Raw genomic sequence first — 12,131 nt, 5'->3', positions numbered from 1 at the left:
CGTGCAGGATCGCGCCGGGTTGCCTGCATCCTGCCGGTTCGGGAATTGGGAGGAACGCATGTCGGGCAGGCTTGAAGGGCGCGTCGCGCTGGTGACCGGGGGTGGCCGCGGGATCGGCCGTGCAATCGTGGACGCCTTTGCCCGCGAAGGCGCTGCCGTCGGCATTCTGGATCTGAAGGCCGAGGTTTCCGAACCTGCCGCCGAGGCTGTGCGTGCCGCCGGTGGCAAGGCCATGGCGCTGGTTGGCAATGTCGCAAAGCGCGAGGATGTGTTCGCTGCCGCCAGCAAGCTGGAAGAGGCGTTCGGCCCGACCACCATCCTGGTGAACAACGCCATGTGGAACCGCTATGGCCCGCTGGAAGATCAGGATGAAACCATGATCGGCCGCATGATCGACGTGGGCTTCAAGGGCGTGATCTGGGGCTATCAGGCCGTGGTGCCGCAGATGCGCAAGGCTGGCGGCGGGGCCATCGTGAACATCGCCTCGCCTTCGGCGGTGATCGCGATGAAGCATGGCATCATGTATTCTGCGATCAAGGCGGCTGTCGCGGCCTCGACCCGTTCGGCTGCGGCCGAGTTCGGGCCCGACAACATCCGCGTCAACGCGATCGCGCCGGGGTCGACCCGCACCGATGGGGCCAACATGGTCGTCACCGAGGAAGGCTGGGAACGCCGCCGCGCCAAGGTGCCGCTGGGCCGCCTGGGCGAGCCGAAGGATATCGCGAATGCCGCCGTGTTCCTGGCCAGCGACGAGGCCAGCTGGATCAGCGGTGACATGCTGTTTGTCGACGGGGCGATGACCTTCGCCTTTTCGTGACCGAAATCGTTCCGGGCGAGGAGCCGGGACGCTTATGCCCCGACCGCAGAGTCGCGGGATCCACATGGGAGGAAGACAAATGACCAAACAGGTTCTGCGCCGGGGCATCAGCCTTGCTGCACTTTGCGCCGCCGCGTCGATGGCTGCCATGCCGGCCGCTGCCGACATGTCGGACAAGGTGATCCGCATCGGCGTGATGAATGACCAGTCCGGCCCCTATGCCGACAACTGCGGTCCCGGCTCGGTGACCTCGGTCAAGCTGGCGGTCGAGGATTTCGGCGGCAAGATCGGTGACACCCCGATCGAGGTTGTCATCGCGGACGATCAGAACAAGCCCGATATCGGCGTGGCCATCGCCAAGAAATGGGTCGAGCAGGATGGTGTCGATGCGATCATCGGCTGCTCGGCCTCGTCCATCGCGCTGGCGGTGCAAGACGTGATGGCGGCGGCGAAAAAGCCCTATCTGCTGGCCGGGACCGCATCGTCGGAAACCACCAACTCGAAATGCTCGCCGATGGGCACCAACTGGGCCTATGACACCTACACGCTGGCCAAGGGCACCGTTCAGGCGCAGCTGGCCGACGGCATGGACACCTGGTTCTTCATCACCGTCGATTACACCTTTGGCAAGCAGTGGCAGGCCGACGCGACCCGCTTCATCGAGGCGGCAGGCGGCAAGGTTCTGGGCTCGGCCCTGCATCCGCTGAACTCGAACGACTTCTCGTCGCTCTTGCTGCAGGCGCAGGCCAGCGGTGCCAAGGTGATCGGCATCGCCAATTCGGGGTCGGACCTGGCGAACGTCATCAAGCAGGCCAAGGAATTCGGCATCACCGATGCCGGTCAGCGCCTTGCCCCGCTGGGCATCCAGATCAACGCCGTGCATGGCATCGGGATGGAGGCAACGCAGGGTCTGGTCATCTCGTCGGCGGCCTACTGGGATCTGAACGATGACACCCGCGCCTTTGCCAAACGCTATGGCGCCGCGTTCCAGAACCGCGTTCCGAACGAAAGCCAGATGGTGACGCATTCGGCCGTGACCCACTATCTCAAGTCGGTGACGGCGGCGGGCAGCGACGAAGGCGAGGCCGTGATGGCCAAGATGCGCGAGCTGCCGGTGACCGACATGCTGGTCAAGGACGTCAAGATCCGCGAGGACGGCGTGGTCATGCGCCCGATGCTCAAGGCCAAGATCAAGGCCCCGGCCGAGTCCAAGTATCCGTGGGACTACTACCAGATCCTTGGCACGATCGCGGCCGAAGACGCCTGGCGCCCGCTGTCGGAAAGCACTTGCCCGCTGGTCAAGAAGTAACCGGCCTTGCGCCGTGGCGGGGTCGTCCCGCCACGGCGCTGCACGGAAAAGTCCATCATGTCGCGCATTGTCACAGCAACCCGCGTTGCCCCCACGCCTGACCTTCTGGGCGAAAGCCCGGTGTGGGATTCCGAAGCCGGCCGGCTTTACTGGGTCGATGGCGTCTCGCGCCTGATCCGCTGGCATGACCCGTCATCAGGCGGGTTCGGGCAGGTTGTCGTTCCCTCGACCATCGGCTCTGTCGCGCTGGCGACGGGCGGGCGGCTGATCGCCGGGCTGGTCGACGGCATCTATCTGGTCGATCCTGCAACCGGCGCCTGCGAGCCGGTGCTGCGGCCCGACCCCGGCGATGCGCGCGTGCGATTCAATGATGGCCGTGTCGATCGTCAGGGCCGGTTCGTCTGCGGCAGCATGGGCATCTTTGCCGAGCCGCGGGCCGAGCTGTGGCGCGTGACGGCCGACGGGCACCACCGGATGCTGGCGAACGGGATCCGCATCTCGAACGCGCTGTGCTTCAGCCCTGACGGGCGCACGATGTATTTCGCCGACAGCCTGGACCGCACGATCCGCGCCTATCGCTACAGCGCCGAGGATGCGCCTTTGGACGAGGCGCGGATGCTGGTCGACACCCGGCCGTGGAATTCCGGCCCCGATGGCGCGACGGTGGACAGCGACGGTTGCATCTGGGTCGCGCTGGTGCAGGCCGGCAAGATCGCCCGCTTTACCCCGACCGGAGAGCTGGACCGCCTGGTCGAGGCGCCGACCGACATGCCCTCGTGCGTGGCGTTCGGGGGCGACGATCTGGCCACGCTCTATGTCACCTCGATCAAGGATTCGGGGTCGGGCCGCGCGATCTCGCGCCATCCGTCGGGGGGCTATCTGTTCGCCATCGAGGGGCTGGGCGTGACCGGCCTGCCGGAAACCCGCTTTGGTGCCGCGCCGGCGCCCTGACCGTTGCCAAGGAAGACCGCTTTGACCGACTCGCTCTCTGCCCTGCTGTCCCCGCGTTCGATTGCCATCGTCGGCGCGTCGGACAATGTTGCCCGCATTGGCGGGCGCCCGCTGCGATACCTGCGCGAAGGCGGGTTCAAGGGGGCGGTCTATCCGGTCAATCCGGGCCGCGAGACGGTGCAGGGCCTGCCGGCCTTTGGCTCGGTCGCGGATCTGCCGGCGGCGCCCGATGTGGCGATCCTGGCGGTGCCTGCCGGCGCCACCTTGCAGGCGGTCGAGGATTGCGCGGCGCGCGGGGTCAAGGCGGCCATCGTCTTTACCGCCGGCTTTGCCGAGGCCGGGCCCGAAGGCGCGGCCCTGCAGTCGCGCATGGTCGCAGCGGCGCGGGCGGGCGGGATGCGCCTTCTGGGGCCGAACTGCCTTGGGGTGTTCAACCCGGCCGAAGGCTATTACGGCACCTTCACCATTGCGCTTGATACCGGGCTGATGCCGGCCGGGCCGGTGGCCATCGTCTCGCAAAGCGGGGCCTATGGCGCCCACCTTGCGCATCTGGCCCGCCAGCGTGGCATGGGCCTGTCGCATTGGGTGACGACGGGCAACGAATGCGACATCGACGTGTCGGAAACCCTGCGCTGGGTGGTGGACCGGCCCGAAACCCGCGTCGTCATGGCCTATGCCGAAGGGGTCAAGGACCGCGATCTGTTCATCGACGCGCTGGACCGGGCGCGGGCCATGGGCAAGGCGGTGGTGTTCATGAAGACCGGGCGGTCCTCTGTCGGGGCCGAGGCGGCAGCCTCGCATACCGCCTCGCTGGCCGGGTCGGATGCGGTCTTTGATGCGGTGCTGCGCCAGTATGGCGCGCATCGGGCAGCGACCACGGCGGAACAGATCGACATTGCCTATGCCTGCGCGGGCGGCATCTATCCGGCGGGCAACAGGATCGGGATCTTCACCACCTCGGGGGGCTTCGGCATCCAGCTGGCCGATGATGCCGAAGCGGCGGGGCTGGACGTGTCGCCGATGCCCGAGGATGCGCAGGCCGATCTGAAGGCCGCGATCCCCTTTGCCGCGCCGCGCAACCCGGTGGATGCGACGGGGCAGGCCGGGAATGATCTGTCGCTGATGACCAAATGCGCGGCGATGATGCTGGATCGCGGCGGCTATGACATCTGGGCCGGCATCCTTGGCACCGGGCCGGGCACCAGGACCTTTGCCGAGGGCGTGCGCAATGCCCTGTTCGCCGCAGGCAAGGGCAAGCCTGGCACCCTGCGCGCTGTCACCATGTCCGCCCCGATCGAGGAAATCCGGCGCTATGAGGCCGAGGGATTTCTGGTCTACGAGGATGGATCGGCGCTGGCCCATGCCCTGGGCGCGCTGGTAAAGTTCCGTCAGGGCTTTGACGCGGCGCAGGCGGCCGAGCCGTTGCCCCCCGTCCCGCGCATCGAGTTGCCCGAAGGCCCGATCAGCGAGGCGGCCGCCAAGGCGGTGCTGGCGCGCGCCGGCCTCAGGTTCCCGGCCGAGGCACTGGTTGCGCCCGGCGGCGACGTGGGCGCCGCAGCGGCGGGGGTCGGCTTTCCGGTGGTGCTGAAAATCTCGTCCCCCGACATTGCCCACAAGACCGAGGTGGGCGGCGTCATCGTCAATGTGAAGACCGCGGACGAGGCCCGCAGCGCCGCCGCCACCATCCTTGAGCGCGCAGCGGCCAAGGCGCCCGACGCCCGGATCGAAGGCATCGCCATTGCCCCGATGGTGCAGGGCGGGGTGGAATGCATCGTCGGCACCGCGCTGGACCCGGTGCTTGGGCCGGTGGTGATGTTCGGCCTTGGCGGCATCTTCGTCGAGGTGCTCAAGGATGTGACCTTCCGCGCCGCCCCCTTTGGCGTGGCCGAGGCGCACCGCATGATCCGCGAGATCAAGGGCTATGCCCTGCTGCAAGGTGCCCGTGGCGCGGAACCCGCCGATGTGGACGCGCTGGCGCAGTTCCTGTCGGATCTGTCGCGCTTTGCCGCGGCCCATGCCGACCGGGTCGACAGCATCGACCTTAATCCGGTGCGGGTGATGCCGGTGGGGCAGGGTGTCGTTCCCCTGGATGCCCTGATCGTTCTGCGCAAGGAGTAAGGCCATGACCCTTCAGGATCTTATCGACCGCGAGGCGATCCGCGATTGCATCCACCGCTATTGCCGGGGCATCGACCGGGCCGATGAAGCCGCGCTGCGGTCCTCCTATTGGCCGGATGCGACGGATCGTCATGGCGCCTATCAGGGTCCGGTCGAGGGCTTTTTCGACTGGGTCAAGGCGGCCTGGGCGACGGGGCCGCGCAACATCCACCATGTCGGCAACATCCTGATCGAATTTCGCGGCGATGGCCGCGCGGCGGTGGAAACCTATTGGCTGGCCCTGCAGCGCGGGACCGGGCCCGATGGTGTGGTGCGCCAGGTGATGATGTCGGGCCGCTATTGCGATCTGTTCGAAAAGCGGGGCGAGGAATGGCGCGTTGCCGAACGGGTCGTTGCCTATGACTGGGTGGATCCGCAGCCTGCGCCCGAGGGGACCGATGCCGAACGGTTCGGCCCGCGCCAGCCGGTGGGGGGCAGCTATCCCGACGATCCGGTCTACCGGATCGGCCGCCGCTGACCGCGCAGGGAGATGCCCATGCAGCTCGACGCCCAGATCGACACGATCGCGCCCGAAGAGTTCCGCCTTGCCATGCGCAAGGTGGCCTCGCCGGTCGCGGTGATCACGGCCCGCACCGGGACCACGCGCAACGGCCTGACGGCAACGGCGGTCTGTTCGGCAACCGCCGATCCGCCGACCCTTCTGGTCTGCATCAACCGGGGCGCCACGGCCGAGCAGCTGATCACCGACTCGGGCGCCTTTGCGGTGAACTTCCTGACCGAGGAACAGGCCAATATCGCGCGGCTGTTCTCGACCTCGAAACTGGATCCCGAGGCGCGTTTTGCCGAAGGCCACTGGCTTGCCGGGGGGACCGGGGCGCCGATGCTGGCCAATACCGTGGCCTCGTTCGAGTGCCGGGTCGTCCAGACGGTGCCTTGCGGGACGCATTCCATCTTCATCGGCCAGGTCACGGCGCTGCACAGCGGTGACGGGCCGATGCTGATGTATCGCGATGGCTATTTCCGCCGGCTGGCAGCCGACTAGGCGGCCGGGCGACAAGGGTGGCCCCCCGGCCTGATGCCGCGTTCCGGGCCCAGGTCGACGGTCAGCGCTGGCGCATTAGCGCGGCGGCAATCAGGGCTGCGGCCTGCGGATGTTCCCCGATGGCGGGCAGCAGCGGGCCGCTGAACCCCGCCTTGGCCAGCGCCTCGGGCACATCGCCCGCCACATGGCCGGCGCGCAGGGCAAAGAACGGCAGGCACAGCGCCGGGCCGTCGATCCGCGCCGCATCGTCCAGAAAGGGCGCTTCCTCGACAAATCCGACCTCGACACGGGCAAAATCGGTCAGTCGGCGCAGGTGATCGGCCATCGCATAGGTGCTGTCGGCCGAGGTGCGGGATACCTTGCTGCCATGGGCGGCCAGCAACAGGGTGCTGGCCCTGGGGGTCAGGCCGTGGGCTGCGGCGCCTTCGGTTGCCACATGGGCCATCAGCGCCGGCAAATCCGGGTCGGTCCCGAACGGGTCCAGCTGGCGCCGCCCGCTGGCCCCGGCGGCCGCCAGCCGGCGCGGCAGCTCGCGCCCCGTGAACCAGCCTTGCGCCATGAAGAACGGATAGATCATCGCCTCTGGTCCCGCCCGGTCCAGCGCGGTTTCCAGCGCGCCAGGCATGGCAAGCGTGGCGCCAAGCACGGTCCAGCCTGGCAGATGTGCGCCGACCTGCGCGGCCAGCACCTGCAAGGCGGCCTCTTGCGGGGCGGGGTCTGCGGGCGATCCGTGGGCGACGATCAGGGCTGCGGGCATGGTGGGCCTATGGTCTGGGAGAGGGCGTTCGACAGGGCATCGCGCATCTGGCCGAGGGTCGCGGGCACCGCATCGCGCGGGACGTCGCGGAACCAGACATGCAGCAGGCGGGCATCCTTGCGCGTCAGCCCCAGCCCCGCGGCCGTCAGCGCGCGATCAAGCCGGTCGGGCAGGCCGTCATCGTGCAGGTCGGCCCGCTCCAGCCCTGCGGCGATCCGCAGCCGGTCGGCCGCAGGCGCGGCCGTCAGCTCGGCCCAGGCTGATCGGTCGTGGCCGGTCAGATACAGGCGCAGATAGGGCCGATCGGTGCGCAGATCGGGCCACAGGCCCGTGGGCAGCGCGGGGCCAAGTTCGTGCCACAGGTCTTGCCAGAACGCCCGGTTGCGGGCAGCGGCCAGCGCCGCATCCGGCGCCAGCGGCTGCACCTCGGCCAGCCGGTCAGGCGGCGGGGCAGGGCGCCCGCCTGCGGCGACCCAGCGGTCATGGTCGGCCTGCCAGTCAGGGCAGGTCAGCCGCAGGGGGGCCGAGTTCCAGAACTTGTCCGGCCCGATCGCATGCAGGATGCGCGCCGCCTGCGGCCCGGGCGCGGCGACCGACTGATTCAGCGCCGGATCCAGCGCCGTGACCGGGATGCCCTGCGCACTGGCCAGCAGGAACAGTGCCAGCTCGTCCAGCGTCTCGGCGCGGGTGCGGCGGACCAGTTCGGCCACCATGGCGTAAAGATCGGCCGCGCCGATCCGCCAGCGCTCGCGCAGCGCAGCGCCGGCCACCACCACCCCGCCATTGGGCAAGGGCACATCATGGACCGTCATCAGGTCGGCAACCGCGCTCAGGGTGCGCCGGCGCCGGAGCAGCGCGCCATCGGCCAGGCTGCGCCAGCCCAGCGGCCCGGCCTGCCACAGATCGGCCACCGGCGCACGGACCAGCATGTCCACATCGCACCAGACGGCGGTTTCATAGCGGTCCAGCCAGTCGAACATCTCGAACTTGGCCAGCATCATCGGGCTGCGCCGGTCCAGCGCGCGGCCGATCTGCGCCGGTCGGGTCAGGCCGGCCGCCGCCAGCCGCGCCCGTGCCTGCGCGCGGCCATAGGGCTCCAGCCGCAACCGGGGCTCCAGCCGCGACAGCGCCGCCTGCGCGGCCGGGGGCAGGCCATCGTGCAAGATGACCACCTCGCCGGCGAAATCGGGGTTGTGGCGCCGGAACCCGGCCAGAAACGCCCCGGCCGCGAAATCCAGATCGGCGGTAATCCCCAGCACCAGCGCCGTGGTCATCCGGCCCGGCCCCCAAGGATCACCCCGCGCGATTCCGAGGCAAATTCACGCCGCGCCATCACCGCGCAGGTCAGCAGCACTGCCCCGGTCAGCGCCAGGGGGCCGGCCAGCCATGCCAGCGCCGCCAGCGCGAAATAGACCGACTGAAGCCCGCGGTTGAAGCTGCGCGCGGCGGTGATGTTGACCTCGGCGGCCTGGGCGGCGCGCGGATAGGCCTGCGGGTCTTCGGGATCGTTCGGGACCGAGGCCATCAGGATCGAGCAATAGCCGAACAGCCGGTTCGCCCAGACGAATTTCAGCAGCGCATTCGCCACCAGCAGCAGCACGATCAGCAGCTTGGTTTCCAGCGCCTGCCGGCTGGTCTGCAGCGTGAAGTCGCTGACAAAGCCGGCCAGCCGTTCCGTGTCGCCCATCAGCGCGACCCCGCCGCCCATGGCGATCATGGTGGCCGAGGCGAAGAAGGCAGTGGACTGGCGCAGGCTGTCGATCACATTGGCATCGAAGATGCGCGGCTGACGGGTGACAAAGGTGCGCATCCAGTCGCGGCGCACATCGGCCATCAGCACGGCAACCGACGGGCGCCGCCGGGGCGGATGTTCGATCAGCCAGCCAAGCCCCAGCCAGCCGGCCAGCAGCAGCGCCAGCGCCAGCGCATCGAACGGGGTAAAGGCCTGGACAAGGGTTTCGATCGTCATGCGCAGACCATAGCCGCAGCGCGGCCGGCCCGAAAGCCCGCCCGAAAACCCCGCGTCAGTTCAACTGGAACTGAAGCGGATAGCGCCCATCCTCGAAATCGCCGAACAGATCGGGCAGGTCGGGGTGATCGACCGGCTCGCCCGTGTCATCGGGCACTAGGTTCTGCTCGGACACATAGGCGACGTAATAGCTTTGATCGTTCTCGGCCAGCAGGTGATAGAACGGCTGGTCCTTTTTCGGTCGGCTTTCCTCGGGAATGGCGGCATACCATTCCTCGGTGTTCGAGAACATGGCGTCCACGTCGAACACCACCCCCCGGAAGGGGTGCTTGCGGTGACGCAGCACCTGACCCAGATGATACTTGGCCTGAGACTTCAGCATGGCAACAACCCCCAAGGGTTAACTACTGCTGTCACATCATCTTGTCCACCAGCCGGTCCCGTGTCAGAGCGAAACAGTCTGTTCGGACGAGGCGCGGGACACGGCAATCTGATTGCCCCGCATGACACGGCGGGATTTCCTCGCGCCCCGATTTGGCGTATAGTGTAGCAAAAATCGGGCAGGCAAGAAACAGATGCGTAAAGTCTTTCGCGCCGTGGCGCTGCTGCTGGTGCTGGGATCGTGCGGGGGCAACTATTCGGCGCCTCGCAATCTGGACAATGCATGTGGGCTGGCGGACGAACGGCCCAAGTATTACCGCGCCATGCAGGCGGCGGAACGTCGTTGGGGCGTGCCCGTGCATGTGCAGATGGCGGTGATTCATCAGGAATCGAAATTCATCGGCAATGCCCGCACCCCCTATCGCTTTGCGCTGGGGGTGATTCCCATGGGGCGCCAAAGTTCGGCCTATGGCTATAGCCAGGCACTGGACGACACCTGGCGCGAATACCAGGAGGAAACTGGCCGCAACGGTGCGCGCCGCGACCGCATTCAGGATGCGACCGATTTCATGGGCTGGTATTTCGTCAAGTCCGAGGAGCGGCTGGGCATTCACCGCGCCGATGCCCGCAACCAGTATCTGGCCTATCACGAAGGACGCGCCGGATTTGCCCGTGGCAGCCACCGGGCCAAGCCCTGGCTGATGGCCGTGTCCGACCGCGTCGCCAGCCGGTCCGAGACCTACCGCACCCAGCTGGAGAATTGCCGCCGACGCTAGGGCCACGGATCGGCGCCCTTTTGCCTAGCCCGGATTCAGGGCGCAACCTTTGCCGTCCACACCCGTTATATCCCCATCGAGGATTACAGACGGAGCAGGACCATGACGCTCATTCCGAAACTTGCCGCCGCCGGCCTTGTGCTGACGCTTGCCGCCGCGCCGGGTGCTGCCGACCCGGGGTCGGGGAAGGGCCATGGCAAATGGCAGGGGCACGGCCAGATGGACCGGCGCGACGATCACGGGCGCCACGACGATCGCTACCGGGCCGATTTCAACTGTCCGCCGGGCCTTGCCAAGAAGAACCCGCCCTGTGTGCCGCCGGGGCAGGCCCGCAAGTCTGTCGACTATGGCACCCGCGTCGGCAGCATTCTGGGCGGCGATTACATCGTCATCCGCGACCCGCGCCGCTATGATCTGCCGCTTCAGCCCGGCTGGAGCTATTACCGCGACGACCGCGCGATCTATCGGGTCGACAGCGAGACGCGCAAGATCATCGCGGTGCTGAACCTGATCGACGCCTTCAGCAACTGACCGTTGCGGGCCGCAGGCCAGGCCTAGACCTCGGCCAGCAGCTTGCGCGCCTGATCGCAATCCGCATCCATCTGGGCGATCAGCGCGGGCAGGCCATCGAATTTCAGTTCCGGCCGCAGGAAATCGACCAGAGCGACCGACAGCCGTTCACCATAAAGGCTGCCCTTGAAATCGAACAGGAAGGTTTCAAGGTTCGGCAGGTTTTCCCCAAACATCGGCCGCACCCCCAGGCTGGCGGCGCCATGATAGCTGCCCGCGTGCGGCCCGGTCAGCACGTCGATCTTGACGGCATAGACCCCGAAACGCGGCAGATGCAGGCCGGTCAGCGCCATGTTGGCCGTGGGAAAGCCCAGCTCGCGCCCGCGCTTTTCACCGTGCAGAACCTCGCCCTCGATCCGGTGCCAGTGACCCAGCATGGCGGCGGCATCGCGCGGGCGGCCTTCGGCCAGTGCGGTGCGAATGGCGGTGGATGACACCTCGACCCCGGCGGTTTCAACCAGCGGCGCCACCGTCACGTCAAAGCCCAGGTGTTTGCCAAGATCCGCCAGGTCCGCAGCCCCGCCCGCCCGGCCCTTGCCGAACCGGAAATCGGCGCCAACGACGATATGCCGGATGCCCAGTCCCTCGGCCAGAACCTTGCGGGCGAAATCCTCGGGTGTCAGCGCGGCGAGGGCGGCATCAAAGGGCAGCTCATACAGCTGATCGACCCCCAGCCGGGCCAGACGGCTGGCCCGCGCCTCGGCATTCATCAGGCGAAAGGGCGGGGCGTCGGGGGCAAAGAACTCGCGCGGATGGGGCTCGAAGGTCACGACACCAAGCGCCATGCCCGGCCGCCGTGCCAGATCAATCACCGAACGGTGACCCAGATGCACGCCGTCGAAATTTCCCATGGCAACCGAGGCGCCGCGATCCGCCTCTGCCAGCCCCTGCCAGTGATGGTGCCGTTTCATCTGCCCCCGGATGGCGGGGCAACCCGCCGGTCAGTCGAACTTGCGGCTGGGCGCCAGAACCAGCGCTTCGCCTTTCAGCACAACCGTATCACCCACCGCGCAGCGGGTTTCAAGGGTCACGCGGCGGCGCGAATGATCGACGGCCGTCACCGTGACCGCCGCCTCGACCATGTCGCCGGGGCGCACGGGGGCCATAAACTTCAGGCTCTGGCCCAGATAGACGGTGCCATGGCCCGGCAGCTGTTCCCCGATCACCGCCGAGACCAGACCGGCAGTCAGCATCCCATGGGCGATGCGGCCCTGAAAGATCGTGTCGCGGGCATAGTCGTCGTCCAGATGCACAGGGTTCCGGTCGGTCGAAACCTCGGCGAACAGTTCGATGTCGCGATCCGTGACCACCTTGCGCAAGGAACGGGTCATGCCGATCTCGATATCCTCGATGCAGATGGTGCCGCGCGGGGTGTTGTCCAGCATCATGGCGATTCCTTCATGGGAGCTGCCATATCCATAGCATATGCCGCGCCGCAGCA

The 12,131-nt window shown here is 67.6% G+C and carries 14 protein-coding genes; 8 read left to right on the top strand and 6 right to left on the bottom strand.

Going from position 1 to position 12,131, the window contains the following annotated elements; all coding sequences use genetic code 11:
* Positions 1-58: 58 nt before the first annotated feature.
* The 6 genes from G481_RS0120070 to G481_RS24735 all read left to right on the top strand — a co-directional run bounded on the left by G481_RS0120070 (position 59) and on the right by G481_RS24735 (position 6,237).
* Positions 59-817 (top strand): SDR family NAD(P)-dependent oxidoreductase, encoded by a 759-nt coding sequence (locus G481_RS0120070; protein ID WP_028031581.1) that lies wholly within the window; start codon positions 59-61, stop codon positions 815-817.
* 79 nt (positions 818-896) lie between these two features.
* A complete protein-coding gene (locus tag G481_RS0120065) occupies positions 897-2,126 on the top strand; it encodes an ABC transporter substrate-binding protein (RefSeq protein WP_035026847.1) in 1,230 nt (409 codons plus the stop codon).
* 57 nt (positions 2,127-2,183) lie between these two features.
* On the top strand, positions 2,184-3,077 hold the full coding sequence (locus tag G481_RS0120060) for an SMP-30/gluconolactonase/LRE family protein (protein WP_035026845.1): 894 nt from the start codon (positions 2,184-2,186) through the stop codon (positions 3,075-3,077).
* A gap of 21 nt (positions 3,078-3,098) precedes the next feature.
* Positions 3,099-5,195: an acetate--CoA ligase family protein gene (locus G481_RS0120055; protein ID WP_028031578.1), complete on the top strand. Its 2,097-nt coding sequence runs from the start codon at positions 3,099-3,101 to the stop codon at positions 5,193-5,195.
* Between the two features lie 4 nt (positions 5,196-5,199).
* Entirely contained in the window at positions 5,200-5,712 is a 513-nt protein-coding gene (locus G481_RS0120050) for a nuclear transport factor 2 family protein (RefSeq protein ID WP_028031577.1), read from the top strand.
* Between the two features lie 18 nt (positions 5,713-5,730).
* Entirely contained in the window at positions 5,731-6,237 is a 507-nt protein-coding gene (locus tag G481_RS24735) for a flavin reductase family protein (RefSeq protein ID WP_035026843.1), read from the top strand.
* Between the two features lie 61 nt (positions 6,238-6,298).
* Here the strand turns inward: G481_RS24735 and G481_RS0120040 are convergent, their stop codons facing one another.
* Genes G481_RS0120040 through hspQ form a run of 4 tightly spaced genes read right to left on the bottom strand, consistent with a single transcriptional unit; the run spans position 6,299 to position 9,345 of the window.
* Entirely contained in the window at positions 6,299-6,994 is a 696-nt protein-coding gene (locus G481_RS0120040) for a CbiX/SirB N-terminal domain-containing protein (RefSeq protein WP_028031576.1), read from the bottom strand.
* On the bottom strand, positions 6,979-8,268 hold the full coding sequence (locus G481_RS24730; RefSeq protein ID WP_035026841.1) for a glycosyltransferase family protein: 1,290 nt from the start codon (positions 8,266-8,268) through the stop codon (positions 6,979-6,981). The genes G481_RS0120040 and G481_RS24730 overlap by 16 nt, the downstream gene beginning before the upstream one ends.
* Positions 8,265-8,963: a DUF599 domain-containing protein gene (locus G481_RS0120030; protein ID WP_028031575.1), complete on the bottom strand. Its 699-nt coding sequence runs from the start codon at positions 8,961-8,963 to the stop codon at positions 8,265-8,267. Before G481_RS0120030 ends, G481_RS24730 begins: the two co-directional genes overlap by 4 nt.
* 55 nt (positions 8,964-9,018) lie before the next feature.
* A complete protein-coding gene (gene hspQ, locus G481_RS0120025; RefSeq protein WP_028031574.1) occupies positions 9,019-9,345 on the bottom strand; it encodes a heat shock protein HspQ in 327 nt (108 codons plus the stop codon).
* Between the two features lie 193 nt (positions 9,346-9,538).
* Here hspQ and G481_RS0120020 point away from each other — a divergent pair, with 193 nt between their 5' ends.
* On the top strand, positions 9,539-10,120 hold the full coding sequence (locus tag G481_RS0120020) for a transglycosylase SLT domain-containing protein (protein WP_028031573.1): 582 nt from the start codon (positions 9,539-9,541) through the stop codon (positions 10,118-10,120).
* A 102-nt stretch (positions 10,121-10,222) separates the two neighbouring features.
* Entirely contained in the window at positions 10,223-10,651 is a 429-nt protein-coding gene (locus tag G481_RS0120015) for a hypothetical protein (protein WP_028031572.1), read from the top strand.
* 23 nt (positions 10,652-10,674) lie between these two features.
* Here the strand turns inward: G481_RS0120015 and G481_RS0120010 are convergent, their stop codons facing one another.
* Entirely contained in the window at positions 10,675-11,601 is a 927-nt protein-coding gene (locus G481_RS0120010; RefSeq protein WP_028031571.1) for a bifunctional riboflavin kinase/FAD synthetase, read from the bottom strand.
* A gap of 30 nt (positions 11,602-11,631) precedes the next feature.
* Complete coding sequence (locus tag G481_RS0120005) at positions 11,632-12,075, bottom strand: MaoC family dehydratase (RefSeq protein ID WP_028031570.1); 444 nt, start codon at positions 12,073-12,075, stop codon at positions 11,632-11,634.
* Positions 12,076-12,131: the final 56 nt, after the last annotated feature.

This window comes from Gemmobacter nectariphilus DSM 15620 (assembly GCF_000429765.1).
Lineage (GTDB): Bacteria > Pseudomonadota > Alphaproteobacteria > Rhodobacterales > Rhodobacteraceae > Wagnerdoeblera > Wagnerdoeblera nectariphila.
Note: the sequence above shows the minus strand (reverse complement) of the source record. Positions and strands in the feature narration are given on the sequence as shown.

Coding starts and splice junctions, on each gene's coding strand:
- G481_RS0120020 (WP_028031573.1), top strand. CDS start 9,539: ATGCGTAAAGTCTTTCGCGCCGTGGCGCTGCTGCTGGTGCTGGGATCG.
- G481_RS0120010 (WP_028031571.1), bottom strand. CDS start 11,601: ATGAAACGGCACCATCACTGGCAGGGGCTGGCAGAGGCGGATCGCGGC.
- G481_RS0120030 (WP_028031575.1), bottom strand. CDS start 8,963: ATGACGATCGAAACCCTTGTCCAGGCCTTTACCCCGTTCGATGCGCTG.
- G481_RS0120040 (WP_028031576.1), bottom strand. CDS start 6,994: ATGCCCGCAGCCCTGATCGTCGCCCACGGATCGCCCGCAGACCCCGCC.
- G481_RS0120065 (WP_035026847.1), top strand. CDS start 897: ATGACCAAACAGGTTCTGCGCCGGGGCATCAGCCTTGCTGCACTTTGC.
- G481_RS0120005 (WP_028031570.1), bottom strand. CDS start 12,075: ATGCTGGACAACACCCCGCGCGGCACCATCTGCATCGAGGATATCGAG.
- G481_RS0120060 (WP_035026845.1), top strand. CDS start 2,184: ATGTCGCGCATTGTCACAGCAACCCGCGTTGCCCCCACGCCTGACCTT.
- hspQ (WP_028031574.1), bottom strand. CDS start 9,345: ATGCTGAAGTCTCAGGCCAAGTATCATCTGGGTCAGGTGCTGCGTCAC.
- G481_RS24735 (WP_035026843.1), top strand. CDS start 5,731: ATGCAGCTCGACGCCCAGATCGACACGATCGCGCCCGAAGAGTTCCGC.
- G481_RS0120070 (WP_028031581.1), top strand. CDS start 59: ATGTCGGGCAGGCTTGAAGGGCGCGTCGCGCTGGTGACCGGGGGTGGC.
- G481_RS24730 (WP_035026841.1), bottom strand. CDS start 8,268: ATGACCACGGCGCTGGTGCTGGGGATTACCGCCGATCTGGATTTCGCG.
- G481_RS0120050 (WP_028031577.1), top strand. CDS start 5,200: ATGACCCTTCAGGATCTTATCGACCGCGAGGCGATCCGCGATTGCATC.
- G481_RS0120015 (WP_028031572.1), top strand. CDS start 10,223: ATGACGCTCATTCCGAAACTTGCCGCCGCCGGCCTTGTGCTGACGCTT.